The organism is Bartonella machadoae (genome assembly GCF_022559585.1).
Lineage (GTDB): Bacteria > Pseudomonadota > Alphaproteobacteria > Rhizobiales > Rhizobiaceae > Bartonella > Bartonella machadoae.
On record NZ_CP087114.1, the window covers coordinates 1,545,230 to 1,568,739 of the forward strand.

Here is a 23,510-nt window from a genome sequence, read left to right on the forward strand (position 1 = left end):
ATTCCCTCAATAAATCTTTGACTGCATTGTTGAAAAAAAGGGGGTTGAAAAAAGCGGATTTTCCTCAAAACCATCAACAGCACGAACAGGCGTATAGTCGTAAATCTCAGGGGTTTGACGGCTAGCAAAATAAGCCAAAGCACAAGCAATAGCGCTATCACCATGGCGCATAAAACCATCACTGCCTTTAAAACGATGATTATCAGGAATTTTCACAATGCCATTCACATAAGAAAGAGCTTGATGATCAGCAACAATGTCACAATCGCGCGGCAAAACAATAGAGCCATCCCCAAAAGCTTCTAAGTAAGCAGGCATTTCTTTGCCATACCAACTTTGCGATAATTGCACTTCCTTTACACAAGCCCCATAACGTTGTGCTGCTTTTTCTGCTAAATAAGCCCCATTGCCCCGTGCATCCAAAGCGCCCCCCAACAAACGCGGCAAACCACTCACCACATAAAATAAAATCTCTCTTTGTTGATCAAAGGGTGTATTGCGCAACTCCACCATAAACCGGACACGGCGCACCAGATCTTGCCCAATTTCTAAAACCACAATCGAGGTTGCATCGCCAGATCTGGCAAAATCAACTCCAAAAACATGTTGGCGCCGCCGATCAAGCCCAGCATGAAGGGGCTTTAAATGCCCATCACACCAGTTAAGCGCCGCAACACTTCGTTGATAATCCGATTGATTTTTAAAAGCATCCACACAAGCAAAACGCAACACCGCAATATCAGGTGCACAACAATTTTCAATCTGTAAGCGCGTTAAAGCGGCCCCTTCTTGATCTGCTGGGATAGCATCCAATTCTTGCCGCATCGCAGAAAAACGCACCCCATAAGACGCACGAATCTGCTGCTCCCATTGTTGCTCCGCCCTTGCACTCCACACCTCCCCCTTCATGGCACAAACCCGTTTAAACAAACCATTTTTAACCGCCTCAACAAAGGGGTAACAATGCACAGAAAAAGGAACCTTCCCCGCCCTTGCCTCACGGATCAATTCATTGAAAGGGTTTAATACGCCATTATGCGTGGAAATCACACGGATCTTACCACCCCAAATCAACAAAGCATTGACCGCATCCAAAACAGCCCGCACATCTTGATGAAAAGCCGCCTCATCAACCACCACAATCCCCTGCAGCCCGCGAATATTTTCAGGGCGGCTCGAAAGCGCTTCAATACGAAAACCAGAAGCAAAACGCACACGGTAAGCAGAAATATATTTTGTCGAGCCATCCGCCTTTTGATCAGAAAATAAAAATTCCTCCACATCGCCACTATTGCTGGTAATAGCCCTTGCAAAATTGCTCACATAGCCAATAAATTCCCGTCCCTTTTCTTTGCTATCGCCAATGTAAAAAACATTATCACCACCCGCTTCTCGCTTAGCCGCAGCAATCAATGTATCATCTAAAGCTTCAGCAAAAGTAATGCCGGTGCGCCGCCCCTTTTCAACCAGTTTTAACGGTGATTTATCTTCAATCCATGCCCGTTGATGTGCCATCAAAACACCATCCGCTAAAGGATCTTGCTCTTTTGGAAAAACACTTGCCTTCCAAACATCACAACCGCTTTGATGATCAGCATGTTTTTCTATAAAAGAGCACCTTTCAGCCATGTTTTATCCCCAACACTTGCGCACGAATGGCCCGCGCTGTCTCCTTGGAAAGTCCCGCCGCTGCCGCTGCCGCATCAACCGCTTTGCTCGCTTGGGTCGCAAAATCTTTCTCAAGCTTTTGCCGTCTGGTGGTCGACAAATGTTCCGCAGCCAACACACCCTTTAGTGCATTTGCCAACTCTTGTGCCGCTTTTGGTGAAAGGTTTTTCCCACTGCTTAATGTAGAAAAAATAAGCTCTTTAATCGCCGCTGCCGTCAACAGCGTAATATTGTCACAAGCTTTAGCATCAAAGCGCTGTGAAAGGCTTGCCGCTATTTCCCTTGTCTGTTCTAGGCGCCGTGACATCACAGCCAAACGCAAAGAATAACGATTAAAACTGGAAAAAGAAGGAATCGAAAAACTTAATCCCGTTTCCTTTTGCAAAGCCTTTAAAGCCGCTTTAAAATCACTATAAATAGCCATTTGTGTTTTCTCACGCCCATTTAAAGCCTCAGCAGCCGCAGCAATAATCTGATCACAAGCTTGCGGCAATAAATCAATCGCCGTTAAGCGTCCACGCCCGACCTTGCGCATCCTTCACCTCATATTTTATTGATGTGCGTTTGGGTCGTTTAATCCCTTCAATAGGAAAACTCCGGTCTAAATGACGCGCCCCCCGTTCTGTTAACGCCGCAAGCAAAACCGAACCCACCTGTTTTAATGTGACAGCACCCTGATCTTCCATCCATGCCAATTCATTATGCACAAAATCCCGATCGCGTCTGATACCATAGCTGTATAAAAGCCTCTCAATCATCGCACTCGACAAAGTCTCACTGCGCTCACAAAAAAGCCCTTTTAAAATAATCAACCGCGCTTCTTCACGGATGATCTTATCCATATCTGCTTTCATTTTTTGGCATTCTCCAGTAAAAACTCTTGCAAACGCTCTCCAATCGCCGCCACCGGTTGCAACTGTGCAGAAAGTGTATTGAGACGCCCATTCAACCGTTCCATATTCACTTCCAATCGTTGCAGTCCGTCACGATCAGGCAAAAAATCCATCTCCGTTTCTAACTTTTGCACACGCTCCTTAAGCAGTACGAGATCTTTCAACATTTCTCGCGCACCAGAAGAAAAATAGGCTTTCAAAACACCACAAATTGCGACAATCGACAGCAGTAAAGACAACCAGCCATTGGCAACACTAATATCCAAATTCACTTCAATTCCCCCTCCCTCTTGGCTAAAACCGCTCTCACAGCAGCAGCACGACGCTGTTCACAGATCAATAAAGCCGCACGGTCACGCCCCCAATAATGCACCACTTCTCGTGTGTTCAAAGCACGCTCTGGAAGAAAAAGCGGGCGAGAACACGCAACTTGGGCTAAAGGCGGCAATGTAACCGATAAAAACCGATAAGAAAGATTATCCACCGGCTTGCTTGTTGAGCAACCGCACACGTTCAAGCTCAATACCACAGCCAGTAACCGGCAAAGTCCCATTTGCTGCCTCCATTTTTGTAAGCTTTTGTTCCAAAGCTGCAATCATCCTTTGCGCACGACTTTCAGCAACATCTGCTGCTTGCCTTTGCCGCTCTTTCTCAAGCTGTGCGCGTGCCGAAATCTTGGCAATTTCCAATTGCCAATACAAATCACGCGCTTTTACCGCTTTGAAAACTTGCGCTTTCATAAAGCCAAATTCCACCAACAGCACACTTGCCAAAAAAAACATCCCAAAAGACAATTTTGAAAGAGGGCTAAACATTGCGTTTATCCCCCAATTGCATGGACATAATCCTCTTTTGTTTTTGGCTCTTGCCCCTGTTATCATGCTTCCTATTGGAAAAATCCAATGAACCAAAGCCGCGGTGCACACCTAAATTGCCAACGATAATCGCCACCATTGAGGGAATAGAAATGCCCGCCAAATCAACAATGCGCTCCACACCTAATAAACCACCAAAAACAAGCAAAAAAACAACCCCCCAAGCAAACCAAAAAGACCACCATAAATAGAGCCTCGAACCACGATAAGATGGCTTCATAGCTTCGCCTCGCAAAAAAGCCCCAAAAGCTTTTTAGCGCGATTCAAATAGGTCAAGCGTTGCACAAGCCCGTTCTTTCCTCCATTAATCGCCTTGGTGATCCTGAGACAATCATCTTGATCTGCTAACCTATTCAAACCTTTCATCTGCCAAAACCAAATGGCCGACCAAAGCGCTGCTGGAAACCTTTCCACCATTTCTGGAAAAGCTTCATAATCAACAGCCTGTTCATTGACCGAACACCAAAACTGCGTAAAACGTTGATAATTCTTGCGCCCTGTTAATTGGATCAAACCGCGCCCCTTAAAGCGCACTCCATCCCCTGGCTTAACATTGCCTAAATCTTTGCGCCCCTCATAAGCACGCCCAGAAGCATATTCACACACCGTAAAAAAACCATCACTTTCATGCGCACATTGGCTTAGAAAATGCGCAATACGCAAGGGTGTTGTCAGTGCAGCATAAGACAAAGCTTCAGGCAATGCCCGTGCCATTTCCACAATAATAAAATCTTGGCGCGCATGATGCGCCAATCGAGGGGCAAGCTTATGAAGAAAAGAACTGTCTATCGAAACCATAACAAAACACCGCATGCATAAAATTCATGCGCAGTTTATTGGATTTCTAATCGCAAAAATAAGTCTGACACTGTCAGTCAAACAATTTCAAGACTCAATTAAAGTTCTGGAAATAAGAGATCTTGGGGTTCTTGCAAAGAAATTTTCTTCTTCAAGCGATAAGCTGTACGCACATGCATACCAGAAACAGCAGCCGCAGCATCGGCAGACCAGCCTTTTTGCAAGGCTTCTATCATTTTTTGCCGCCGTTCAGCATCTTTGCCAAGGGGGATCAGAAGGCGCACACCAGAACCATTAAAACAAAAATGCTTGATCAGTTGCTCTGTTTCTTCAAGCCCTACAATTTCAACCAACCAATCAGCATTTTCAAGGCGTCCAGGAAGATAAACCTGTCGCCCACCAAAAGCCCGCATCATATTCCATGCCGCCTCATTGCCAGCAACAGCGGCTATTTCACGCAATAATGCAGGAAAATCGCTATAAGCTTCCTCTTGCACGCTCGCTTATCCCCCATAATCTTTCCTCCCGCGAATTTTCCGCCCCCAAACATTCATCACTTGCCTCAAAGCAAAAACATCCATCTCGTCCAACCCCTTACCACTCACAGCCATAACACCTTGATGAAAAGCCTCAAGGTCAAAGGACCCACGGGGATGCAAACGCTTCCATTGGGCACGCAAAATCAAATATCCCAGTAGTTTTTGCCCCAGTCGTTTCTGTAAAGAATCTTGAATCTTTTTCCCTTTCCAGTCAACCCCGCCCTCACGCTGCAACCAATTTTTTAACGCCTCAATAGCTTTGGCCGCATCATCTCCATCCCGTAAAAAACGAATATGATCAATCCCCGTTTGCCGTTTGACAAAGGCAAGCAATGCCTTATCTGAACGATCACGGATAATGCCAAGATTCCATCCCGCAATCCATAAAGCCTGAAGCTTTTTAGCATATTTGCCCTCTAACCGTTTTCTATCTTCCTGAAAACCGCACGCTTTCATCTCATCAACAACAAGACGCTGTTCTAAAACAGTTAAATCTTTTGCCGATTGCTTGCCTGTTAAGCGAAAAAGCAGGGCGCGATAGGTCTCATCATCAAGACCTAACGCACGTTTGCCCATATGAAGAACAGCCAAAGACATGGGACCGCCTCCTCACGTCTTTGCCAAATCAATCGTGACAGGATGCCAAGGATGCTCCAAACTCTCCCGTTCATAAAAACGCACATATTCCTTACTGGTCGTCACACGGATTGCTTCACGAATCGCACGCATAGCTTCCTGCCAGCGAGGATCATCAATATCCAAACGCAACAACATAAAGATTTCACCACGATTAACTTTCCCTTCTTTATCGGTATTAAAAGCACGCGTAATAATAGCGCGGATTTCAGGACGCGCATCCGCAGACCACTCATTTAAACATTCATCAAGAAGGCTTTTGGCTATTTGCAATTGCGGACCAAAATCAAAGCTCTCTTGCACTTGCACCCGAATGCGTTGCAAACCATCAAAACTCTGGTAAGTACAATTGCCCTTTTTGCCGCGCCGCTCCACACCATATTCTTGCGCAAGCAAACTATCAAAGGCACTCAAATCCGCAATCGTATGATTGTTAAAACGCGCAACCCTTGCCGATAATTCTTTGGCAAAGCCCATAATTTTACGCACCGTTTCATCTTCTAATAAATCCGCAGGACGGATCAGATTGACCGGCACCAAAGCCCCTTTCGCATCCTTCATATAATGCGTGCCTTCAAGCTCAATTCGTTGATTCATCACAAAAATCCTCCTTGTTTTTTTGCAAACGGCGAAACGGTATAACTTCACATGACTGCGGCTGGTACCCCGCCTTTATTTGCCAACGATACCGACAAAGTTCATGACCCAAAATGTGGTTATAGCGCGCTAAACGGCGCAAATAATCGTTCAATTCTCGAACATCTTTCGCACTCAAAAAAATGCCTTCCAACTCATGCTTTAACAAAGCAGAACGCATGGCAACCAAACATTCGCCGACCATATAGGGATTGCGTTTCATGACTTGCCTCCTCCAAAATCTATAGGAATAACTGTACCTGTCTTACCAATTGTTTTTGTCTCATCTCCTGCCTCATCCCTCTTTGAAGAAGGATTTTGGCAACGGGCAAAAGAGTCCACCACTTGGTTTTCTAAAACCGCTTCTGCTTCGCTTAGACGGTGAATACTCAATTCCAATTCAAGCGATAACGCCAAATCAACACACAGTTTAATCTGGTCGCCAATCTCAAAACCACGTTGATAATCGTCATAAAGACCAACAAGCGTATTGGATAATTCTTTATCGCATAAAGGGATCATGCCAATTCCTCCACATCACGGTTTTTCCAAGCCGCTTTGACATGTTTAAGCGTGACCTCACACCCATCACCAAGGGCTGCCATGCGTGCCAGCATCATGGTTTTGTCAATTTGCCGCAAAGCGCCAGCCTTTAAACCAATCCCTGTCAGAAACTTAATCGCCCCAGCATCTTCAATCCCCCAATCATGGATACGAGCGGCAATATCTTCACTATAGGGCTTACGGCGCTTCAAATGCATCGCCAAACGGCTTTTAATTTGCGCATAAGAAGGACCATTTTGACGGTGAACCAAACGTCCAGAAATCTCATCATTGCCAACCAAAGCCAAACCCGTGCCATTGACATCAACAAAATGGCGCAATTGATTAATCGCCTCATCCGTTAAATTTTGCGCCTCATCAACAATCAATAACGTCCCACCACCTACCCGCTCTAACCTCTTGCCAATAGCGCGTGTTAAGCGGGTGGGATTATATTCCACCACTTCCAATTCTGCTGCCATATCATTCAAAATACCATGAACACTGCGCGTATGCGGGCTTGCTGTCACCAAATAAACATGCGGGCGCGTCGCACGGTAATGGCGGCATGTTTCCGTCTTACCATTGCCCGCATCAAGCGTAATCATCACCATATCGCCCGTGCTTTGTGCCAATGTTAAAGTGTCAATGATTTCCTGCGCAATACGATTCCTCTGAAAAGCCGGCTTTTCAGGAATACGCTCCAAAAGTTCATCCACCTCCTTTAAAGCCTCCACCCACTGTTGAACTTTTGTATTCTGCTTACCCAATTGCCCCGCATAACTGCCCGCATACCATTGCGAAAATGTTCCATCCGGCATGCCAATGCGCCGCGCAACTTCCGCCTTCGTCCAATCATGCATTTTTGCGATAGCTCTCACCGAATCCACAAGTGCATTCCATAAGGCAATATCATCACTGTTGCGGTTTGCTGCTGTTTCGGGCTGGATTTTTGGTCGCGCCCAAGGATTTTTCTCAACTGTTGCATTGATCGCGTATTTCATCTATAATCCCCTCTTGTATTGATTTTAGACTATTGAATGGGTAGGGTTGCAAACCTACCCATTTTGTTTAACCTAAAGCCGTACGCGATACTCAACCGGCTCCCGACAATCTCCCCCCTGCACCTTTTCACTCAAAAGGGAAACTTAAATCACTCCATACTCCTCACCCAATCAGGCAAAGACGCATAAAAATTGGATTGTATTGATTTAGAAATTGAAATGGATAAGACTTCTCCCCCCTTTCTCTGTTCATTCTTCAACCCCGCACATGGACCTCAACCAGTCCCCTAAAATCCCCCTCTCCTTTTCCTATTGCTTAGGAAACTTTATCACTTCACGCCCCCCATCACAGACAGAAAGCCGTCTTAAAGCCTTGTGAAGATGTTGGCTAAATTCTTCTTCTTCCAAAGCCTCATCCTCCTTTGCTGTCAAAGCCAAATTCCCCCTATTAGCCAAATTCCCCACATTGTTTGCAACCAATCGTGTAACCTTTGCTTTGATCGCAGATTTGCGTTTTAACTCTTTGCCCTTTTTCTCAAGGCACCCATAAACATCAGCCAATTGATCAGGGGCAAGTTTGGCTGCCAACTGCTTTTCGGCTTTCACAGCCTTCACATATTCTTTACGCAAACGCCCATTCAAACGCGCCGCCTGCTGATCGTAAAAACCCACATCACATAGACAAGATGCCATGCAAATAAACCGATTGTTCAAATCATAAACCCGCAAATCCTGATGCAAATCATCCGGATCAAAGCGCACAATCACCTTCTGTCCCGCATATTCGTTCAACGCACGCGCCCAGTAACGATTGCCATAAAAATGGATCTCACCCGTGCCCTTTTGCGCCCGAAGCGCTTGTGAAGTCAAAAGCCATAAAGCCCGTTGCGCCGCTGTTGCTTGCCGAACAATCGTCCCATCGGCTTTTAAACTCTCAGCAAAGGTCACATCAAAACTGCGCCCCGCACAATTAACCGCCTTGCGCCCCGTTTGCTCATTATGCGCCATAATCTGCGCGCCAACATGGGCTTTAAATTCTTCAAATCCAATCGCACGCTTACCATAATCCTCAGGCTTGGCATCCGGCTTATTGCCCGTATAAGCCCCCGCACAAAAAGGATGTTTCGAAATCCCTTCCGCCAAATCACGCCATGCCCGTTCAATCGGTTTCGATTGCCCACTATAAGGCGTCGTCCATTGCAATTGCACACCCAAACTCGTCAAAAGTCCTTGCGGATCATCCGGCTTAATCTTAAAGCGAAAACGGTTTTGCACACCCCCAGAAATCCATTTGCTGGTAAAGGCGCGCCCATTATCCAAAGTCATGCGCTCCGGTATCCCATAGGCTTCAACCATATCACCAATCACCAAACGAACGATTTCCCAGCTTTCAACATCCGATAGGCGCCACGATAAAATCTTCCCCGAATAAAGATCTTGTATAGCTATCAAATAAAGCCGCACAGGCTTCTCCGCCCAAGGCACAGTCACAAAAACATCCAGCTTGTGCCCATCCATATTCACCGCTTGCAAAGCATGCAGGCTCGAGCGATCACGCCGTTGTGCTGGATAAAGCTTTTTTGCCTTTTCTTCTCCCTCACGCGCCAACACCACAGCCGCCTTGGAAACTTCTTTATGAAAACGCCGCCGCAAAGCCCGCTCCGAAGGAAGTGGTTCCCAACCCTTTTCTCGTGCAATCACAACCATCCGCCGATAACACGCCGAAAAAGCCGGTTTAGAGGGACGTAAATAATCCGAACAGAGAACCTCCCAAGCCTCCTCATGACAAGGCGCAAATTGTGAAAAATTCTCCTCACCATAACAAGGCGCTAAAGCCGCAAGCCAATCAGGGCGTTCATAACCTTCCACCCTTTGCCACCAATGAAACAGTGACCGACAACTGATACCAAAATGAACCCCCGTCCGTACCGCCGCATCATGCACGCCAAGACCTCCATGGAGTAAATCATCCATAAAACAAAGTGCCTTCAAACGCTCTTCACAGCGCCTTTTATGCTCCTTTGAAAGCCCCTCATAACGCGCCCAAAGGTCTTCTTTTTGCCCACGACTCTCCCCCGAAACACACCCCGCACCAGAGCGCACCAACAAAGCCGCCCGCGCCTCCTCCGGCAATAACGAGAGATGATACTCCCAAACCGGCTTGGTCTTACCTAATGTTTGGCGAAACAATTGTTTATTCAAACGCCATTTTTTAAGCGCAAAATTATTGAGACCAATTTTTGTCTTCGGCAACCCTGGCAAAGCCGCTTCAGCCAATTCAGCAATACTAAACCATTCCTTCATGGCTGCCCCCGTCTAATTCTCACAGGGGTCGCACGCATAACCTTTAACCGTGCCGCAATCTCTCGCTGTTCTTGCTGGAGCCTTGCAATCTCTGCCAAGCGCGCTTCATCCCCTTGCAACAACAACAAACCATCTTCACGCACCACCTCATCCCAGAGCCAAAAAGCTTCTGTCGCCCGCACAAAGGCCTTAAAACGCGGTAGAGAAATATCCACCTGCTTACTCTCAGCAACATAAGCATCCAAACTCGCCTTACTCAAACAACCAATGCCCAAATAATGCGCCATACGTTCCGCAACCACGCTGCGTTCAAACCGGCATTCGCGTAAAGCCCGTGCCATGGCGCGCTTCATGTGTGAGCGAAACCGCTCCAAATCAATCTGCGCAACCGGTTCGCGGCAAGGAAAAACCGGCTGTTGAAAAAAATCAAGCTGCCCGCAACCATGCATCTTCATCATTGCACCTCCACCGCTTGCTTTTCTAAATAGGCGCAAAAACGCGCCCGCGTTTGCTCATTCGCCCTTTGCCACACCCCCAATAATTGGGCAAAAATCCGTTCCTGTTCATTAATTTGCGGGGGCGTATTAATCCCATTGACCAAATCAAAAGCCCGTCGCAAATCCCCCTCAACCTGTTGAAACGCAACCGCCACTCTCCGCTGTGCCAACGGCTCCATCTTTGCCAATTTTAACAATTGTGCCTGATTATCCGCCAAGGCGGTCCCACGCAAAACCGACCGCAATTCCGGCTGTAAATGCTGCGCAATCTTTGTTAAATAATGTACTGCGCGTTTCGATAAACCAATGCGGTCCGCCACATGTTTAGCAAAAGGGTAAACTTTACCCAATTGCTCTTCATCATGCAATTGTGCAAACTTTGCACTATTGCTACTCCTTTGAGCAATTCGGTCAACTTGACCGAATTCCTCCAAAGACCCATCATTTGGCAAAGGTGCAACTTGCACCTTTGCTACTTCGTCCCCTTCACGGGCGATTTCATTGTCATTTGAAGAGGCATTATCACTGATTTGAGCAATAGGGTAAACTTTACCCAATTGCTCTTTTTTGCTTTTATGCTGGTTACTACCGTCCCCACCACGTTGAATCTCCCCATACTTCTTCTCCCACAATTCACGGTAGGTCTGGACAAACAAAGCACGGTCAATAACAGATAATTCATTACGAAACAGATTTTCCGCAACCTCTAATAGTGCAGCATTCTCCTTATCCGCTTGCACAACAACCGCATCAATTTCGCCAAAACCCAAAAGCGCAGCAGCCCGTAATCGGTGCGCACCGGCAATAAGCGTATAATTACCCTCTTTTGCATTGGGCGTATGGCGCACGGTAATCGGGTTCATCAACCCTTCTCGCGCTATCGATTGCGCAAGAGCCTTAGCATGCTCATCATCCACAGGGCGAATACGCTCCGGCACAACAATCACATCAAGAGAAAGCCTTTGAAACTGTGCCATCACCCCGCCGCCTTTCTCATTTCTTTAAAAAACAAATCCATCGCACGGCACACCCATCTTCGATAAGCCCTAGCAAAAACAGGATCGTTCAAACGCTGACTAATCACTTGAAGAGACAAAGATATAGAAGTCCGCTGCCGTGCTTGTATGGCGACAATACGCCGCCGCGGCACTTCAAACTGATAATGCAAAATATGAATAACAATCTGCCGTGCTAATGCCGCATCAAACAAACCATGCGGCGGATCAATAATATACCGGATTGGAAGATGCCTAAAGCCTCCATTCACCGCCTTAAAACAACAAGCAAGCATCGTTTCTAACCGTTCAACTTCTGAATAAGGGTTGACGATTTCTCTTTTTGCCTCTGGGGTCCATAAATTACAAGCTGCAACCATAACACCCCCCTCTAAAGAGAACCTGCTTACCACCTAAGCGCCAAAACAAACCTATCCAAACAGCCGTTTGACCATGCAACTCTCTGCAATTTATCTTGCCTATTTCGTATTGATGTTTAGACATTGATAACTCTTTTTATCTTATGATATTTAAATTCATGGGAAATGCGTAAAACACACGCACAACCTTGCAACAAAGTTCAAGCGGCATTACCGCGCAATGTGGAATGTGCACTCAAATCCGTATTGGCATGTTTTGCTGCTTTAAAAATGCGACGGTTCGTTTTAGGATAGCGGTCGCTAAAAACCTGCTCGACGGGCAAGCCGATAAAATCGGCAATGGCACGTTCAGCTTTTTCATTGGGCCGTGTCCAAATGTTTTTGACACTGGATGACGGGATTTGATAAACTTTCGTGAGTTCCGCCAAGGTCATATTACGGCGGCGTAGCTCAGCTAAAATACTATGGCGATCCCATGTTTGTGTGATAGTCATAACTTTCGCTCCTGCTTGAAACGGATGCCGCAAACATCCGTCTTTTGTGGGGTTCTTTGTGTAATAACTGTCTTTTTTAACAGACAGTAATATGAGGTATACAGCCTAAATAGGCTTTTGTAAATACCCAAATGTCATTTGGAGTGATTTTTTTTGGCACGCCCTGAAAAAGAACCTACAACAGAACTGGCAAAACGATTGCGTGAAATACGGCACACCCTTGGTTTCACGGAGCGCAAGCAATTTGCTAAACATTTTGATATTCCCGAAACGACTATGCGCAATTATGAAACAGGTCTACGAGAGCCCCCATCATCAATACTGCGAATATATAAAGATCGTTGTGGAATATCCTTAGATTGGCTTGTTACCGGCAATGGTGAAATGTTTAGTGACATGGCAAAAGCGAAAGCAGCAGGTTTTAAAGCACCTACCATCCCTACTGGGCTGATGAAAAAGCTCGGTCGCATAGCTTATACGACCTATCGCGACGCAAAAATAAAACTCCCCCCTGAAGATATAGCGGAATTAGCGGCAGAGCTTTATAGAAAGTTGCAAGAGCTTGTTCAAAACATCAATGACCCAGAAGAAGTCGAAGCGACTTTTCCTCTTCTAAAGTTGCATTTAAAGCGACAAATTGAAGCTGAAAAAGCACATCTAACAACCACACAAAATACGGCCTAATGCCCCTTTAAAAAGAAAAATCGATATGAAAATCTTTTTACATTAGAAAAACAATATAACTATTTGATTTATAAAATTATATTGCCTCTAAAAAGAGATAATCACCAATAGGTGAAAATCTTTTTTGCTTTTTGGGTCATTTTTGGCTGATTTTGAAGTTTATTACATTTTTTTCTTCATTTTTTTCAAAGGGTCTTCAAAGCCGGTTTTCTGGGCTTTCACAGACTTTTTAAAATTCTTCAAAGGGTTTTCAAAGACCATTCAAAGGATTTTCTTATTTTTAGTGCAAAATTCTAACTTTTGGCATTTTTCGTTCTTTTTGCCATTTTCAGGTGTCAAAATCTCTTTTGACAAAACGCGCATTTCATGGTAAAAAATATGCATAAAAACAACAAATTATCACGTATTCCTACCTAATCCCACCTCTTCCCACTTACTGCAAAACATACTGTCAAACTACAGCTCTGGTTTTAAACTCAGGTCGGGTTTCTGAAAATGCTAGGGTCTATCATAACGCTATTATCGCTGGTTATGTCTATGGCAATGCAATCGTTCTTGGTAAATCGATCATTTATGACCATGCCCATGTCTATGGTAATGCACAAATTTATGATCACGCCCGTGTCGTCAATTATGTTCATATTTATGAAAATGCTCATAGTCACGGCATTGTTATGATTTTAGAAAAAACGCGCGATGATATTGAAACAAGGTCTTATATCGAATTGCTTTCCGATAATGAAATAAAAATCATCTGGCTGCGTAATAAAGCCTTTTTAAACATTTAGAGCGCCGCGGGGGGGGCTCCCTTTTTCCAACATTTTCCATGCAATTTTTTTCACAAGAGAGATTGTGAGGGGTCTTATGATGTCCAAAAAATACAAACTAACTAATGAAACAAAACAACTGAAAGATAAAATTACACAAAAAATTACAACGCTTTATCGCATTCAGGCTTTAAAAAGCTTTTCTGATGTCAAGTCTGGTCAACTGGGCGGTTTTATTGAAAAGGAAGAAAATCTTTCTCATAACGGTCTTTGCTGGGTTTATGATAATGCATTGGTTTATAAACATGCCCGTGTTTATGACAATGCAAAAATACGAGGCAATGCGCAAATTTGTGGTCTTGTCTATGGCAATGCTCAGGTGCATGATAAGGTGTTTATTTCTCAATATGCAAAAATTTATGACAATGCATTTGTTTATGATAGTGCGCATGTGGCTGGCTATGTTTATGGCAAGGCTCGTGTCTATGGCAATAGTCGCGTTTCAATTGAAGCCCATGTTTATGGCAATGCGCATCTTTTTCATAATAGTTATCTTTTTGAATATGCAAGGCTTTATGGCAACGCTAGAGTGTTAGGCTCTGCTTGTCTTTTTAGCACTGCGCATGTTTATGGCTATGCTGTTGTTAATAGCCGTGCAAAAATTTATGGCAAGGTTTATGATTATGCAAAAGTGAGTGGCTGTGCACAAATTTATGGCTCTGTTTATGGTAAAGCTCAGGTTTCCCATACGATCAAAGTCTTTGGTCGTGCTTGTGGGCGTGCAAAACTTAATCGAAAAAGTGAGATAAGAGAGGTTCCCAAAAATAAGGAGGTTAATAAGAGCGATATTCTTATAGAGATTGTTGATACTGAAGAATAATAACAAATGCGGGGGGCGTTGGTTTCATGCCATTTCAAAAGACAAGAGAGCAAAAAAGAAAGCCGTGCCATTTTTACGTGACGCGGCTTGTAAATAAAAATGTAACTAAAAAATACAAATTAACAAATGAGTAAATGCATATATACAAAACGTATTAATATTGCAAGCTCTCTAGTCTCTTTATAAAAACTTATCCAAAATAATATAAAGGAATGATTATGAAAGCGTTCTTTTAGATCATCACATTTGAATGAGAAAACATGTTAACTCTCTTAATGGTTATAAAACCTCTTTTAAAACATATTAAAATACTAAGCTCATTTTTGAGTTGAGTAAATTTCAAAGAAATTACATTCTAAAATCAAAACGCTTTGTAAGTTATATCAAGTCAATCAAAAGCAAGCGCTGGTTTTTAAAGCAATCTCTCATAAAACAAAAAACAGCTATAGAGCTCTTTTTTAAACATCTGCGTTTAATGATGTTATCTCTCAACTTCTCTTTGCTTATGAAAAAAGGTACCCTCATTTTTGAGGAGTCCTTAATCATTCAATCCAAATTGCGTTTATTACTTTAAACATATTATCAAAACAGCTTTTGATTCGTGTTTTGCGTTCTATCATATAAAGCATATTGTTTTAACAATGCGATTTTTTATGATAAAGACGTTTTGTTACAATTTATGAGATATTATGAATGATAGCTGCTTTGCATTTCATTTGAATACTCTCATATATTATAACATTGGCATCATGATTTGCTTTTTATGGTCTGTTTATAGATGGCTATTGTTAAAAAAATGGTCAATTGAATCATACATAAAAGTGTGGATTCTCAAGTGGATTCAAATAAAATAAATACACTTAATATATTGATTTTATTGTATTTTCCTTCATGATTCGCCTTTGAAGGTACAAGTGGTTCCATCACACTATTTACCAGCCCCCAATGTTGCAACAGCTCTTGGTATTCAGACGATTCATAAGAGACATTTTTACTCCTTTCTTCTCTATTTTTTATCCACACGATAATCCCAATTGTGATGCACAAAGGAATGGTTTGATTTATCATAAACAAAATTGAAATGAGAGAACGTAGAGTATTCAGGGTTCTAATGCAATAGGAATAACGATAGATTATCCTTATAAATCAAAACGTTGTCATAATGAGACAATACCTATTATTTCTTCTCAAAGAGATCATATTTCCATGCCATGATTCAATTTTCTATGCGCGTTAAACCAATCAATATATCAGCTCAAACGCACACAGCTAAAAAGATCACTAATCATTCTCCTTGCAACCTTATAGCGCAGCCATATCAAGAAAGATAACAGCTAAAACAACAATCATCTTCAAAAACAAAGAAAAAACACAATAATCCCCCCAAAAAAAAAGAATCTGGGCATTGGGGACCCAGATTCTCTTCCCTTAAAACGAAGGGCTTGTAGAGCTTAGGAAATAGCGGGGACCTAAAACTCTACAACCGATACAACAACATAGATTGTTCTGTATTCGATATCTTGATACTATACCTAAAGTTGCAATATGTCAACATAGATTCTACCATAGGTTTTAAAATAATGAATTTTTTTCGCTTCTCTCACCAAAATCAAGCAAACATTTAATATCTCGTAATTTAGAAAAAAGAGTATTAAGAATTTTTGTATGCATTTAAATATTACACCAATCTACCAAACTGATGACACACGTCTGTACGATTATCGTAACATTCGTGAAAGAGATCTTGTAGGACGACAACATAAATTTATTGCTGAAGGCAAAGTGATATTATCGGCATTGCTCCATTCGAAAGAATTTTTTGCTCTTTCATTGCTTATGGTGACGGAACGTCTTCCTGGACTGATGCCCCTTTTAGAGGAGACACAGCCAACATGTCCCATTTATTGTGTTCCGCAAAAAGTCATGGACAATATTGTCGGTTTCCATGTCCATCGCGGTATACTCGGTATCGGTAAACGCAAAACACTACCATCACTACAACAGTTTTTACAAGATTTACCAGAAGAAGCGTTGATTCTCGTTTTATGCGGTATTTCTAACCATGATAATATGGGAGCTATTTTTCGCAATGCTGCTGCCTTTGCCAGTAATGGCATCATTATTGACAAAACCTCATGCGATCCTCTTTACCGCAAATCCATCAGAGTGTCTGCTGGTGCTGCTCTAAAGGTCCCCTATACACAAGGTGCTGATATTCATAATATTTTAGAGACGCTCTATGATACAGATTTTCATACTTACGCACTCTCTCCCTCTGCTCAATGCTCTCTCAAGCAAGCAAAAACAGCAAAAAGGACAGCGCTTATTTTAGGAACAGAAGGTGATGGCTTACCAACTGATATACTACAAAGATCAAAAACCTTACGCATTCCCATGGCTCACGGCTTTGATAGTCTCAATGTTTCCACAGCAACAGGCATTGCGCTCGCCCATTTTAGCAATTGTAATAAACTTTGCTAAAAGGAATAACATTTTAAGTTACAAAACAATCCCCATAAGCATATCCCCCATGCGCATATTATTGTCATTTATAAGAAGCTGTTGTTTTAAGTTCGGAAGAAACATCAGTGTTTGTTTCTAAATCACACAAAACGCGTTTCAACATCACTTCAGTATCAGCAGCACGTTGTGAATGCGTCACGAATCCTCCACCAAGAATACGTGCTTCATTATCATTTCCATCGTAAAAAACGCAAGCCTGCCCTGGTGCCACAGCATTTTCACGTTCCAACAAATCAACAGAAAAAATACCCTCTTGATAATGCAAACGCGCCAGATGAGGCGGACGGGTTGAACGAACTTTTACAGCCATCTCAATACCATCAGGAGGAAAATGATCCAATGGCTCATCACCTAGCCAATTCACATCTCGCAAAAAGAGTTTACGTGTTTCCAACATTTCACGTGGTCCAACAATAACACGCGCATTTTCCACATCAAGATAAACCACATAAAGCGCTTCACCCGTTGCAACACCAATACCACGACGTTGACCAACAGTATAATTAACAATTCCTGAATGCTTTCCTAAAACCTGTCCATCTATATGCATAATAACTCCAGGATTTGCTGCCTCTGGTCGCAATTTTGTAATAACATCGGAATATTTTCCTTGCGGAACAAAACAAATATCCTGACTGTCATGCTTATTTGCAACAACAAAGCCCATTTCTGCTGCTATTTCACGAACACGCGCTTTTGGAAGGTTTCCAAGTGGAAAGCGTAAATAATCAATCTGCTCTTGTGTCGTTGCGAAAAGAAAATAACTCTGATCACGATCATTATCGAGCGGACGAAAAAGTGCCCGATGTGCACCATGGGGACGAGAACGAATATAATGACCCGTCGCCAAAGCATCCGCACCTAACTCACGTGCAGTTGCTAATAAATCTGCAAACTTAACAGTTTGATTGCATGCTACACATGGCACTGGAGTCTCTCCATGTGCATAACTTTCTGTAAAAGGATCAATCACCGCTTCGCGAAACCGCTTTTCATAATCAAGAACATAATAAGGAATCCCCAAAGTTTCTGCTACGCGCCGAGCATCTTCAATATCTTGTCCAGCACAACACGACCCCACCCGATGTGTTGCAGCACCATGATCATAAAGCTGCAAAGTAATGCCAATGACATCATAGCCTTCCCTTTTTAAGAGACCGGCAACAACCGACGAATCAACGCCCCCCGACATTGCAACAACAATACGGGAATTCTCAGGTGGTCCTGGCAAATCAAGACTGTTCAAAAACATGTACTCATTCTCTATTAATAGTTATCGATTGATTAATGACGTTATGCGCGCTATTCATTACTTCACTTCTTTATATTGTTTTTTTATACTTTCCACAACCAATAGCATGACTTTCTTTATAGCAGCTGCAAACAAAAAAGAGTGATGGAAATAAGGCACAACGCAAATTCTTTTTACTCTTAAAAAAACGCTGATAAAAAAGACTCTAAGAAGCGCTTCTACATATTTCACTTTGCACCTTACTTTTTACATAGCAGCTTACTTTATTAATTTTTTCTTTCAACGTGTTTAGCTTTTTTTTAAATTTCATGCTTTAAAAAAGAATCAAGTCCTTGACTAGATAGAGGATACAATGACCAATTTGATAAAAACACAAATGAAATACGTTATTGGACCCGATGGAAGTCCACTTACAATCGCCGATCTACCACCAAAAACAACACGGCGCTGGGTAATCCGTCGCAAAGCGGAAGTTGTTGCGGCTGTGAGAGGTGGATTGTTAAGTCTTGATGAGGCGTGTCAACGCTACACTTTGACCGTAGAAGAATTTCTTTCATGGCAAAGTTTAATCGATGAACACGGTCTCGCTGGATTACGAACAACCAGAATCCAACATTACAGGCATTAATGGCTCTTAGTAATGATTTGGGAACAACAGCCCTCCGCAAAACAGCCAAACTTTTATCAAGTTTGGCTGTTTTGCGTGTTTCAAAGCCTCTAACACCACCATCTTTACGCTTATGAAGGGACAAGTCAGCTCCATCACACTCTTTGTCAACCCCCAATATCGCAACGCCCCTCAGTCTTGAGACTGATTCATTAAGAGGCATTTTTACTTCTTTTTTTTAAAGTTTTTACCCACATGAATCCCGCTTATGACGTGCATAAATGATTATGATTGATTCAAAATAAAAGGACTTAAGATGAAAGAATCGTATAATATTTGGGGATCTTATTCAACATGCAAAAGATGAGTTATCATTATAAATCAATGCATTGCTAGCACACGACTTTCTCAAAGGCTTTCTTTTCAAACTATAGCCTTTATCATCCAGTCATTGAGTTAGAATGAATGAAAAGCCCCTCATCATCTACCGCAATCTTCTTTTCTCGTTCCTCAAGAAGCTGTGCGTGTTGTAACTCCGTATTAACTTCATGGAGAGTCATTTCAGCATTTGTTTTTTGAGTCTGCAAATCACGAATCGAATTTATAAGATTATCACGCCTTTGCCGCGCTACACGAGCAAAGGCAGAATAAGCAAAATGGTGAACGTCATTGTTTCCAGATTTGCGTTCTTCGTTAATAATTTGTGCTTCCAGTTCTAATACCATTCGCTCAAATTCTGCGATCATCATATCAAGCTGTGCAATTTCACGACGTTTTTCACGTGCCTGAAACATCCTCAACTGCACCATACTTTTCCGTGGCTTCATACTTACTACTCCTCGATTACGCCAACTCAAAATTTACATTCATACTCTTAACAGATCTCCTCAGACTCTTTCCAACGAAAACAGCCCTTTAAACTTACAATTCTCTCACTCATCTTCTCTAAGCATCCTTGCCGCTAGCTTGTTTAAAAAGAGATATAACGCTTTCTTTACTTTTCATCTAAACTATAGAACCATAGAATGAAGAGATTTAAAGCTCAGTAAATAAACACTGAAATTGTAAAAACTACTTTAAAAAAATCTCTGATAAGGTGTTTTTAAAAATTAAAGTAAGGAAGAGAAACAAGCTCTTTCTTTTTTGATTTTTTAAAAATATGTGATTTTTCTAAAATAATTTTATAATCTCTTTCAAAAATAAAAATATTTTGTTAACCACTATCATAGACAGTGGGGGACACAGTGGTGATTGTTACGCGTACCGCTGAAATATTCATAGACACTTTTGTTATAAGTGTTTGATTTCATGAATTGTTTTTATAACAGCTGTTTTACCAGCTGTTAAAACAAAAGTGCTCCTTGTGATTCGGAGGGGCAAAGTGAGGGATCTAAAATGCGCGTATTATTAATTGAAGATGATAAAGCGATGACTCAAAGCATTGAGTTAATGTTAAAGTCGGCAAACTTTAATGTCTATATCACCGATCTCGGTGAAGAAGGCGTTGATTTAGGAAAGCTTTATGATTATGATATCATTTTGCTTGATTTAAATCTTCCTGATATGTCCGGATATGATGTTTTGCGGACCCTACGGTTAGCAAAGATAAAGACTCCTGTCCTCATTCTTTCTGGTATGACTGCCATTGAAGATAAGGTCCGTGGTTTTGGCTTTGGTGCAGATGATTATATGACGAAGCCATTCCATAAGGATGAACTCATTGCACGTATCCATGCAGTTGTTCGTCGCTCTAAGGGACATGCACAATCCGTTATCGTTACAGGTGATCTCACCGTCAACCTTGACGCAAAAACCGTCGAAGTTGCTGGGCATCCCGTTCATTTAACTGGTAAAGAATATCAGATGCTAGAGCTTCTCTCTCTACGTAAAGGCACGACGCTTACTAAGGAAATGTTTCTTAATCATCTCTATGGTGGAATGGATGAACCAGAACTTAAAATTATCGACGTGTTTATCTGTAAACTCCGCAAGAAATTAGAAGCAATCTCTTCTCATGTAAACTACATTGATACAGTTTGGGGACGTGGTTACGTTTTACGTGATCCAGTTGAAGAAAACGTACGTAAAACCGCTTAAGCAGTAAAAATGCACATTGTAAAATCTCGGAGTATAGCGGGCCGAGATTTTTTCTCTGTTGCAATGAAAGATTTGCATATGAAGAATCTTTTATATACGAAAACGCTTAAAGCGCAAAAAGGTCAACATTCCCCTTTACGGGTATAGTCCGATTGCTTATGAATACAATCTAAACCCTCTTTTTTGACATAACTTAAACGCTTCTGTCTTATTTTATTCAAAGCTTTTTTACAGTTTCCAAAACAATACAATTTTCAGTTTCATCAATATTGATTTGCATATCTGTCATCTCAGCAAGCAACATAGTATAATAAAATTGGATAGCATGAGCATCGAGATCTTTTTCTTGCATTTCTCTCTTATATAATGCCATAAAATGAGGAGGAATACGTAAAGATTTACCGGCAATTTTAAAGTGAAAAGAGCGTTTTTTTTCATCCTGTGAAATCATAACAATGATTTCTCCTCCACGAGAAGCTGTTGCGTTTGCAATTAACACCAAATTAAGCAAAAGTTTAATTTCATTTTTTGGTAAAAGCAGAGAAGAAGCTTGCCAATTTAAAATTGCTTTTTCTTCCTTCATATATTGTTGTGCAACCTGCTCAGCAAAACGTGTCTCTATTTGTTCCCCATTTGCTCCGGCAAAACCAAAAGCCAATCGCGCGAATTGTAGACGTGCAGAAGCACTAGCAACAGACCAACGCACCAATTGCAAAGCATCTTCTTCAGCCCCCCCTTCATCATAAAGTTCCATCGCATTTTGAATAGCACCAACAGGTGAAATCAAATCATGGCAAATACGGCTACAAAGCAAAGCAGCAAGATCGGTAGGCTCCAAAGAAACAGCTAATGTCATAATTTTGAGAACTCCAAGAATTAAAAAAACAGCTTCATTTTAAAGAAAAACTCTTAACATCCAATGCATGTATAGAATTTTAACAATCATGCTAAAGAATTTTTTAAAAAAAATTCAATAGTTTAAATAATCTTACATCTTATTTTTATTTGAATAGAATGAAAATGCTAATATTATCTTTTTGTTTATAACTAATAAAAGGGAAAAATTTTATGACTCTCTCTCTTCTAACACGCTGGTACAGAAATGTTGTATCTATCATCTTCCTTTTATTCGTCATCATCAATAGTGCAAATGCTCAACTTCGACCAATAGAACAAAACGAACCCCATTATTCACTGCAAGAAATTATTGATTCTGGTCATACTTTTTTTGGAAAAACTGCTAGCGGTATCGCCATAGCCATTCAAAACATCTTTTCACAATACGGTTATCCAAATGGTTATATTTTAGGGGAAGAAGCTTCCGGTGCTTTTTTTGCTGGATTAACCTATGGCGAAGGCATACTTTTTAGCAAAAGCTATGGTCAGAGAAAAGTTTTTTGGCAGGGTCCCTCTATGGGATGGGATTTTGGCGGACAAGGTTCTCGCTTAATGATCTTAGTTTATGATCTCAATCATATAAATAATTTATGGGGACGCTATGGTGGTCTTTCTGGTTCGGCCTATTTAATTGCAGGTGTTGGTTTTCATGTCCTCAAAAAACACAATGTTTTGTTAGTTCCAATCCGTACAGGAATTGGCGCACGCCTTGGCATCAATGTAGGATATTTAAAATTAACACAAAAACCGACATGGAATCCATTTTAAAACGAATCCTTATCGAAAAGAGAATTTATGTTTATCCAATCGTTTCTTTTTTTTATTCTCGGAGTTGCTTGCACCTCATGGTTACTCGTGCTCTTTTCTCCTCTTATTTGGCGCAAAGTCATTCACTTTGCGCATAAATATGCTACTGCACAAATTCCGTTATCACACATTGAAAGACAAGCAAACTATGATTTTCTTTGTGCACAACATGCTGTAGAATGCGTGCGAAATGAGCAAAAATACAACTCTTTGCAAAAAAAATATGCGCAACAAAAAATACAACTTAGCCAAATAACTGAACAGTTTTATCAATTATGTCGTCCTACGCAAGACATCCTCCCCCCTCCACAAGAATCACTTGTGACCACAAAAAATACTGTTGCATCAAACACTTTTATCATGGACATCAAAACTATGCGTGAAAAAATCACACATTATCAGCAACTCTTACAAAAAATTCAAACCAATGCGCTTGACGCTACAACAAACCGCCAACTCTTGGATGAATTGCGTGAAGAAACAAAGGAATTAGCAGCAACATTAGCTGCTCAAATAGCCTTACAAGAGGGTGAAGCATCCCCAATCAACATACTGATCCAAAATTCTAAAGGCAAAAACGATCTAGCATCATGTATTCGCAAAAAGATAGCCTCCGGCAAAAAAACGCCCCTTACATAAGTTTCTTTTAAATGACTTAAGTAGAATAACTGAGATTGATAAAAGCAGATTGTTTCATCACATAAAATCACACCGCGAAAAAATTTTAAGGAATA

General features: G+C 41.8%; 31 protein-coding genes. 8 read left to right on the plus strand and 23 right to left on the minus strand.

Features of this window, described 5'->3' with window-relative positions; genetic code table 11:
* Window positions 1-6: 6 nt before the first annotated feature.
* From LNM86_RS07525 to LNM86_RS07615, 19 genes are all read right to left on the minus strand, one after another.
* A complete protein-coding gene (locus tag LNM86_RS07525) occupies window positions 7-1,629 on the minus strand; it encodes a hypothetical protein (protein WP_241437179.1) in 1,623 nt (540 codons plus the stop codon).
* Complete coding sequence (locus LNM86_RS07530) at window positions 1,622-2,203, minus strand: phage protein Gp27 family protein (protein WP_241437180.1); 582 nt, start codon at window positions 2,201-2,203, stop codon at window positions 1,622-1,624. Before LNM86_RS07530 ends, LNM86_RS07525 begins: the two co-directional genes overlap by 8 nt.
* Window positions 2,166-2,522, minus strand: a complete 357-nt coding sequence (locus tag LNM86_RS07535) for a VpaChn25_0724 family phage protein (RefSeq protein ID WP_241437181.1) — start codon at window positions 2,520-2,522, stop codon at window positions 2,166-2,168. The genes LNM86_RS07530 and LNM86_RS07535 overlap by 38 nt, the downstream gene beginning before the upstream one ends.
* Window positions 2,519-2,833: a DUF2730 family protein gene (locus LNM86_RS07540; protein WP_015399066.1), complete on the minus strand. Its 315-nt coding sequence runs from the start codon at window positions 2,831-2,833 to the stop codon at window positions 2,519-2,521. The genes LNM86_RS07535 and LNM86_RS07540 overlap by 4 nt, the downstream gene beginning before the upstream one ends.
* Complete coding sequence (locus LNM86_RS07545; RefSeq protein WP_241437182.1) at window positions 2,830-3,045, minus strand: hypothetical protein; 216 nt, start codon at window positions 3,043-3,045, stop codon at window positions 2,830-2,832. The genes LNM86_RS07540 and LNM86_RS07545 overlap by 4 nt, the downstream gene beginning before the upstream one ends.
* The gene (locus tag LNM86_RS07550; RefSeq protein ID WP_241437183.1) at window positions 3,038-3,376 is read right to left on the minus strand and encodes a hypothetical protein; all 339 of its coding nucleotides are present in this window, start codon (window positions 3,374-3,376) and stop codon (window positions 3,038-3,040) included. The genes LNM86_RS07545 and LNM86_RS07550 overlap by 8 nt, the downstream gene beginning before the upstream one ends.
* On the minus strand, window positions 3,369-3,656 hold the full coding sequence (locus LNM86_RS07555; protein ID WP_241437184.1) for a hypothetical protein: 288 nt from the start codon (window positions 3,654-3,656) through the stop codon (window positions 3,369-3,371). The genes LNM86_RS07550 and LNM86_RS07555 overlap by 8 nt, the downstream gene beginning before the upstream one ends.
* Window positions 3,653-4,249, minus strand: a complete 597-nt coding sequence (locus LNM86_RS07560) for a glycoside hydrolase family 19 protein (RefSeq protein WP_241437185.1) — start codon at window positions 4,247-4,249, stop codon at window positions 3,653-3,655. The genes LNM86_RS07555 and LNM86_RS07560 overlap by 4 nt, the downstream gene beginning before the upstream one ends.
* 83 nt (window positions 4,250-4,332) lie before the next feature.
* Window positions 4,333-4,731: a helix-turn-helix domain-containing protein gene (locus LNM86_RS07565; RefSeq protein WP_241437186.1), complete on the minus strand. Its 399-nt coding sequence runs from the start codon at window positions 4,729-4,731 to the stop codon at window positions 4,333-4,335.
* 6 nt (window positions 4,732-4,737) lie between these two features.
* Window positions 4,738-5,370, minus strand: coding sequence for a regulatory protein GemA (locus LNM86_RS07570; protein ID WP_241437187.1), 633 nt, complete (start codon window positions 5,368-5,370; stop codon window positions 4,738-4,740).
* Window positions 5,371-5,382: 12 nt separating this feature from the next.
* Window positions 5,383-6,006, minus strand: coding sequence for a DUF3164 family protein (locus LNM86_RS07575; protein ID WP_241437188.1), 624 nt, complete (start codon window positions 6,004-6,006; stop codon window positions 5,383-5,385).
* Entirely contained in the window at window positions 5,990-6,268 is a 279-nt protein-coding gene (locus LNM86_RS07580; RefSeq protein ID WP_241437189.1) for a hypothetical protein, read from the minus strand. The genes LNM86_RS07575 and LNM86_RS07580 overlap by 17 nt, the downstream gene beginning before the upstream one ends.
* Window positions 6,265-6,567, minus strand: coding sequence for a hypothetical protein (locus LNM86_RS07585; RefSeq protein WP_241437190.1), 303 nt, complete (start codon window positions 6,565-6,567; stop codon window positions 6,265-6,267). The genes LNM86_RS07580 and LNM86_RS07585 overlap by 4 nt, the downstream gene beginning before the upstream one ends.
* Window positions 6,564-7,592 carry an AAA family ATPase gene (locus LNM86_RS07590; protein ID WP_241437191.1) on the minus strand — a complete coding sequence of 343 codons (1,029 nt, stop codon included), beginning with the start codon at window positions 7,590-7,592 and terminating at the stop codon, window positions 6,564-6,566. Before LNM86_RS07590 ends, LNM86_RS07585 begins: the two co-directional genes overlap by 4 nt.
* Before the next feature lie 309 nt (window positions 7,593-7,901).
* Window positions 7,902-9,896, minus strand: a complete 1,995-nt coding sequence (locus tag LNM86_RS07595) for a transposase domain-containing protein (RefSeq protein ID WP_241437192.1) — start codon at window positions 9,894-9,896, stop codon at window positions 7,902-7,904.
* A complete protein-coding gene (locus LNM86_RS07600) occupies window positions 9,893-10,351 on the minus strand; it encodes a hypothetical protein (RefSeq protein WP_241438917.1) in 459 nt (152 codons plus the stop codon). The genes LNM86_RS07595 and LNM86_RS07600 overlap by 4 nt, the downstream gene beginning before the upstream one ends.
* Window positions 10,351-11,370: a ParB/RepB/Spo0J family partition protein gene (locus LNM86_RS07605; RefSeq protein ID WP_241437193.1), complete on the minus strand. Its 1,020-nt coding sequence runs from the start codon at window positions 11,368-11,370 to the stop codon at window positions 10,351-10,353. Before LNM86_RS07605 ends, LNM86_RS07600 begins: the two co-directional genes overlap by 1 nt.
* Window positions 11,370-11,768, minus strand: coding sequence for a hypothetical protein (locus LNM86_RS07610; RefSeq protein ID WP_241437194.1), 399 nt, complete (start codon window positions 11,766-11,768; stop codon window positions 11,370-11,372). The genes LNM86_RS07605 and LNM86_RS07610 overlap by 1 nt, the downstream gene beginning before the upstream one ends.
* A 200-nt stretch (window positions 11,769-11,968) precedes the next feature.
* A complete protein-coding gene (locus LNM86_RS07615; RefSeq protein ID WP_241437195.1) occupies window positions 11,969-12,262 on the minus strand; it encodes a helix-turn-helix domain-containing protein in 294 nt (97 codons plus the stop codon).
* A 153-nt stretch (window positions 12,263-12,415) separates the two neighbouring features.
* Here LNM86_RS07615 and LNM86_RS07620 point away from each other — a divergent pair, with 153 nt between their 5' ends.
* The 4 genes from LNM86_RS07620 to LNM86_RS07635 all read left to right on the plus strand — a co-directional run bounded on the left by LNM86_RS07620 (window position 12,416) and on the right by LNM86_RS07635 (window position 17,074).
* Window positions 12,416-12,946, plus strand: a complete 531-nt coding sequence (locus tag LNM86_RS07620) for a helix-turn-helix domain-containing protein (protein WP_241437196.1) — start codon at window positions 12,416-12,418, stop codon at window positions 12,944-12,946.
* Between the two features lie 569 nt (window positions 12,947-13,515).
* Window positions 13,516-13,734, plus strand: coding sequence for a hypothetical protein (locus LNM86_RS13075; RefSeq protein ID WP_505437579.1), 219 nt, complete (start codon window positions 13,516-13,518; stop codon window positions 13,732-13,734).
* 79 nt (window positions 13,735-13,813) lie between these two features.
* Window positions 13,814-14,593: a hypothetical protein gene (locus LNM86_RS07630; RefSeq protein WP_241438958.1), complete on the plus strand. Its 780-nt coding sequence runs from the start codon at window positions 13,814-13,816 to the stop codon at window positions 14,591-14,593.
* A gap of 1,665 nt (window positions 14,594-16,258) precedes the next feature.
* Window positions 16,259-17,074 (plus strand): TrmH family RNA methyltransferase, encoded by an 816-nt coding sequence (locus tag LNM86_RS07635; protein WP_241437197.1) that lies wholly within the window; start codon window positions 16,259-16,261, stop codon window positions 17,072-17,074.
* Between the two features lie 64 nt (window positions 17,075-17,138).
* Here LNM86_RS07635 and mnmA read toward each other — a convergent pair whose 3' ends face one another.
* A complete protein-coding gene (mnmA, locus tag LNM86_RS07640) occupies window positions 17,139-18,368 on the minus strand; it encodes a tRNA 2-thiouridine(34) synthase MnmA (RefSeq protein ID WP_241437198.1) in 1,230 nt (409 codons plus the stop codon).
* Window positions 18,369-18,425: 57 nt separating this feature from the next.
* On the minus strand, window positions 18,426-18,599 hold the full coding sequence (locus LNM86_RS07645; protein WP_241437199.1) for a hypothetical protein: 174 nt from the start codon (window positions 18,597-18,599) through the stop codon (window positions 18,426-18,428).
* 121 nt (window positions 18,600-18,720) lie between these two features.
* On the opposite strand from LNM86_RS07645, the gene sciP reads away from it, so the two are divergent.
* Window positions 18,721-18,996, plus strand: a complete 276-nt coding sequence (gene sciP, locus LNM86_RS07650; protein ID WP_004863244.1) for a CtrA inhibitor SciP — start codon at window positions 18,721-18,723, stop codon at window positions 18,994-18,996.
* Between the two features lie 419 nt (window positions 18,997-19,415).
* On the opposite strand, the gene LNM86_RS07655 is transcribed toward sciP, so the two are convergent.
* Window positions 19,416-19,802 (minus strand): flagellar export protein FliJ, encoded by a 387-nt coding sequence (locus tag LNM86_RS07655; RefSeq protein WP_241437200.1) that lies wholly within the window; start codon window positions 19,800-19,802, stop codon window positions 19,416-19,418.
* A 568-nt stretch (window positions 19,803-20,370) separates the two neighbouring features.
* Here LNM86_RS07655 and ctrA point away from each other — a divergent pair.
* Complete coding sequence (gene ctrA, locus LNM86_RS07660; protein ID WP_241437201.1) at window positions 20,371-21,072, plus strand: response regulator transcription factor CtrA; 702 nt, start codon at window positions 20,371-20,373, stop codon at window positions 21,070-21,072.
* 217 nt (window positions 21,073-21,289) lie between these two features.
* On the opposite strand, the gene chpT is transcribed toward ctrA, so the two are convergent.
* The gene (gene chpT, locus LNM86_RS07665; RefSeq protein WP_241437202.1) at window positions 21,290-21,928 is read right to left on the minus strand and encodes a histidine phosphotransferase ChpT; all 639 of its coding nucleotides are present in this window, start codon (window positions 21,926-21,928) and stop codon (window positions 21,290-21,292) included.
* A 212-nt stretch (window positions 21,929-22,140) separates the two neighbouring features.
* Here chpT and LNM86_RS07670 point away from each other — a divergent pair, with 212 nt between their 5' ends.
* Window positions 22,141-22,737, plus strand: a complete 597-nt coding sequence (locus LNM86_RS07670) for a DUF1134 domain-containing protein (RefSeq protein ID WP_241437203.1) — start codon at window positions 22,141-22,143, stop codon at window positions 22,735-22,737.
* Between the two features lie 27 nt (window positions 22,738-22,764).
* Window positions 22,765-23,415: a hypothetical protein gene (locus tag LNM86_RS07675; protein WP_241437204.1), complete on the plus strand. Its 651-nt coding sequence runs from the start codon at window positions 22,765-22,767 to the stop codon at window positions 23,413-23,415.
* The last annotated feature ends 95 nt before the right edge of the window (window positions 23,416-23,510 follow it).

Coding starts and splice junctions, on each gene's coding strand:
- LNM86_RS07530 (WP_241437180.1), bottom strand. CDS start 2,203: ATGCGCAAGGTCGGGCGTGGACGCTTAACGGCGATTGATTTATTGCCG.
- LNM86_RS07590 (WP_241437191.1), bottom strand. CDS start 7,592: ATGAAATACGCGATCAATGCAACAGTTGAGAAAAATCCTTGGGCGCGA.
- sciP (WP_004863244.1), top strand. CDS start 18,721: ATGACCAATTTGATAAAAACACAAATGAAATACGTTATTGGACCCGAT.
- LNM86_RS07580 (WP_241437189.1), bottom strand. CDS start 6,268: ATGAAACGCAATCCCTATATGGTCGGCGAATGTTTGGTTGCCATGCGT.
- LNM86_RS07550 (WP_241437183.1), bottom strand. CDS start 3,376: ATGTTTAGCCCTCTTTCAAAATTGTCTTTTGGGATGTTTTTTTTGGCA.
- LNM86_RS07570 (WP_241437187.1), bottom strand. CDS start 5,370: ATGTCTTTGGCTGTTCTTCATATGGGCAAACGTGCGTTAGGTCTTGAT.
- LNM86_RS07635 (WP_241437197.1), top strand. CDS start 16,259: ATGCATTTAAATATTACACCAATCTACCAAACTGATGACACACGTCTG.
- LNM86_RS07525 (WP_241437179.1), bottom strand. CDS start 1,629: ATGGCTGAAAGGTGCTCTTTTATAGAAAAACATGCTGATCATCAAAGC.
- LNM86_RS07655 (WP_241437200.1), bottom strand. CDS start 19,802: ATGAAGCCACGGAAAAGTATGGTGCAGTTGAGGATGTTTCAGGCACGT.
- LNM86_RS07585 (WP_241437190.1), bottom strand. CDS start 6,567: ATGATCCCTTTATGCGATAAAGAATTATCCAATACGCTTGTTGGTCTT.
- chpT (WP_241437202.1), bottom strand. CDS start 21,928: ATGACATTAGCTGTTTCTTTGGAGCCTACCGATCTTGCTGCTTTGCTT.
- LNM86_RS07560 (WP_241437185.1), bottom strand. CDS start 4,249: ATGCGGTGTTTTGTTATGGTTTCGATAGACAGTTCTTTTCTTCATAAG.
- LNM86_RS07615 (WP_241437195.1), bottom strand. CDS start 12,262: ATGACTATCACACAAACATGGGATCGCCATAGTATTTTAGCTGAGCTA.
- LNM86_RS07555 (WP_241437184.1), bottom strand. CDS start 3,656: ATGAAGCCATCTTATCGTGGTTCGAGGCTCTATTTATGGTGGTCTTTT.
- LNM86_RS07670 (WP_241437203.1), top strand. CDS start 22,141: ATGACTCTCTCTCTTCTAACACGCTGGTACAGAAATGTTGTATCTATC.
- mnmA (WP_241437198.1), bottom strand. CDS start 18,368: ATGTTTTTGAACAGTCTTGATTTGCCAGGACCACCTGAGAATTCCCGT.
- LNM86_RS07595 (WP_241437192.1), bottom strand. CDS start 9,896: ATGAAGGAATGGTTTAGTATTGCTGAATTGGCTGAAGCGGCTTTGCCA.
- ctrA (WP_241437201.1), top strand. CDS start 20,371: ATGCGCGTATTATTAATTGAAGATGATAAAGCGATGACTCAAAGCATT.
- LNM86_RS07610 (WP_241437194.1), bottom strand. CDS start 11,768: ATGGTTGCAGCTTGTAATTTATGGACCCCAGAGGCAAAAAGAGAAATC.
- LNM86_RS07575 (WP_241437188.1), bottom strand. CDS start 6,006: ATGAATCAACGAATTGAGCTTGAAGGCACGCATTATATGAAGGATGCG.
- LNM86_RS07535 (WP_241437181.1), bottom strand. CDS start 2,522: ATGAAAGCAGATATGGATAAGATCATCCGTGAAGAAGCGCGGTTGATT.
- LNM86_RS07675 (WP_241437204.1), top strand. CDS start 22,765: ATGTTTATCCAATCGTTTCTTTTTTTTATTCTCGGAGTTGCTTGCACC.
- LNM86_RS07630 (WP_241438958.1), top strand. CDS start 13,814: ATGTCCAAAAAATACAAACTAACTAATGAAACAAAACAACTGAAAGAT.
- LNM86_RS07605 (WP_241437193.1), bottom strand. CDS start 11,370: ATGGCACAGTTTCAAAGGCTTTCTCTTGATGTGATTGTTGTGCCGGAG.
- LNM86_RS07600 (WP_241438917.1), bottom strand. CDS start 10,351: ATGAAGATGCATGGTTGCGGGCAGCTTGATTTTTTTCAACAGCCGGTT.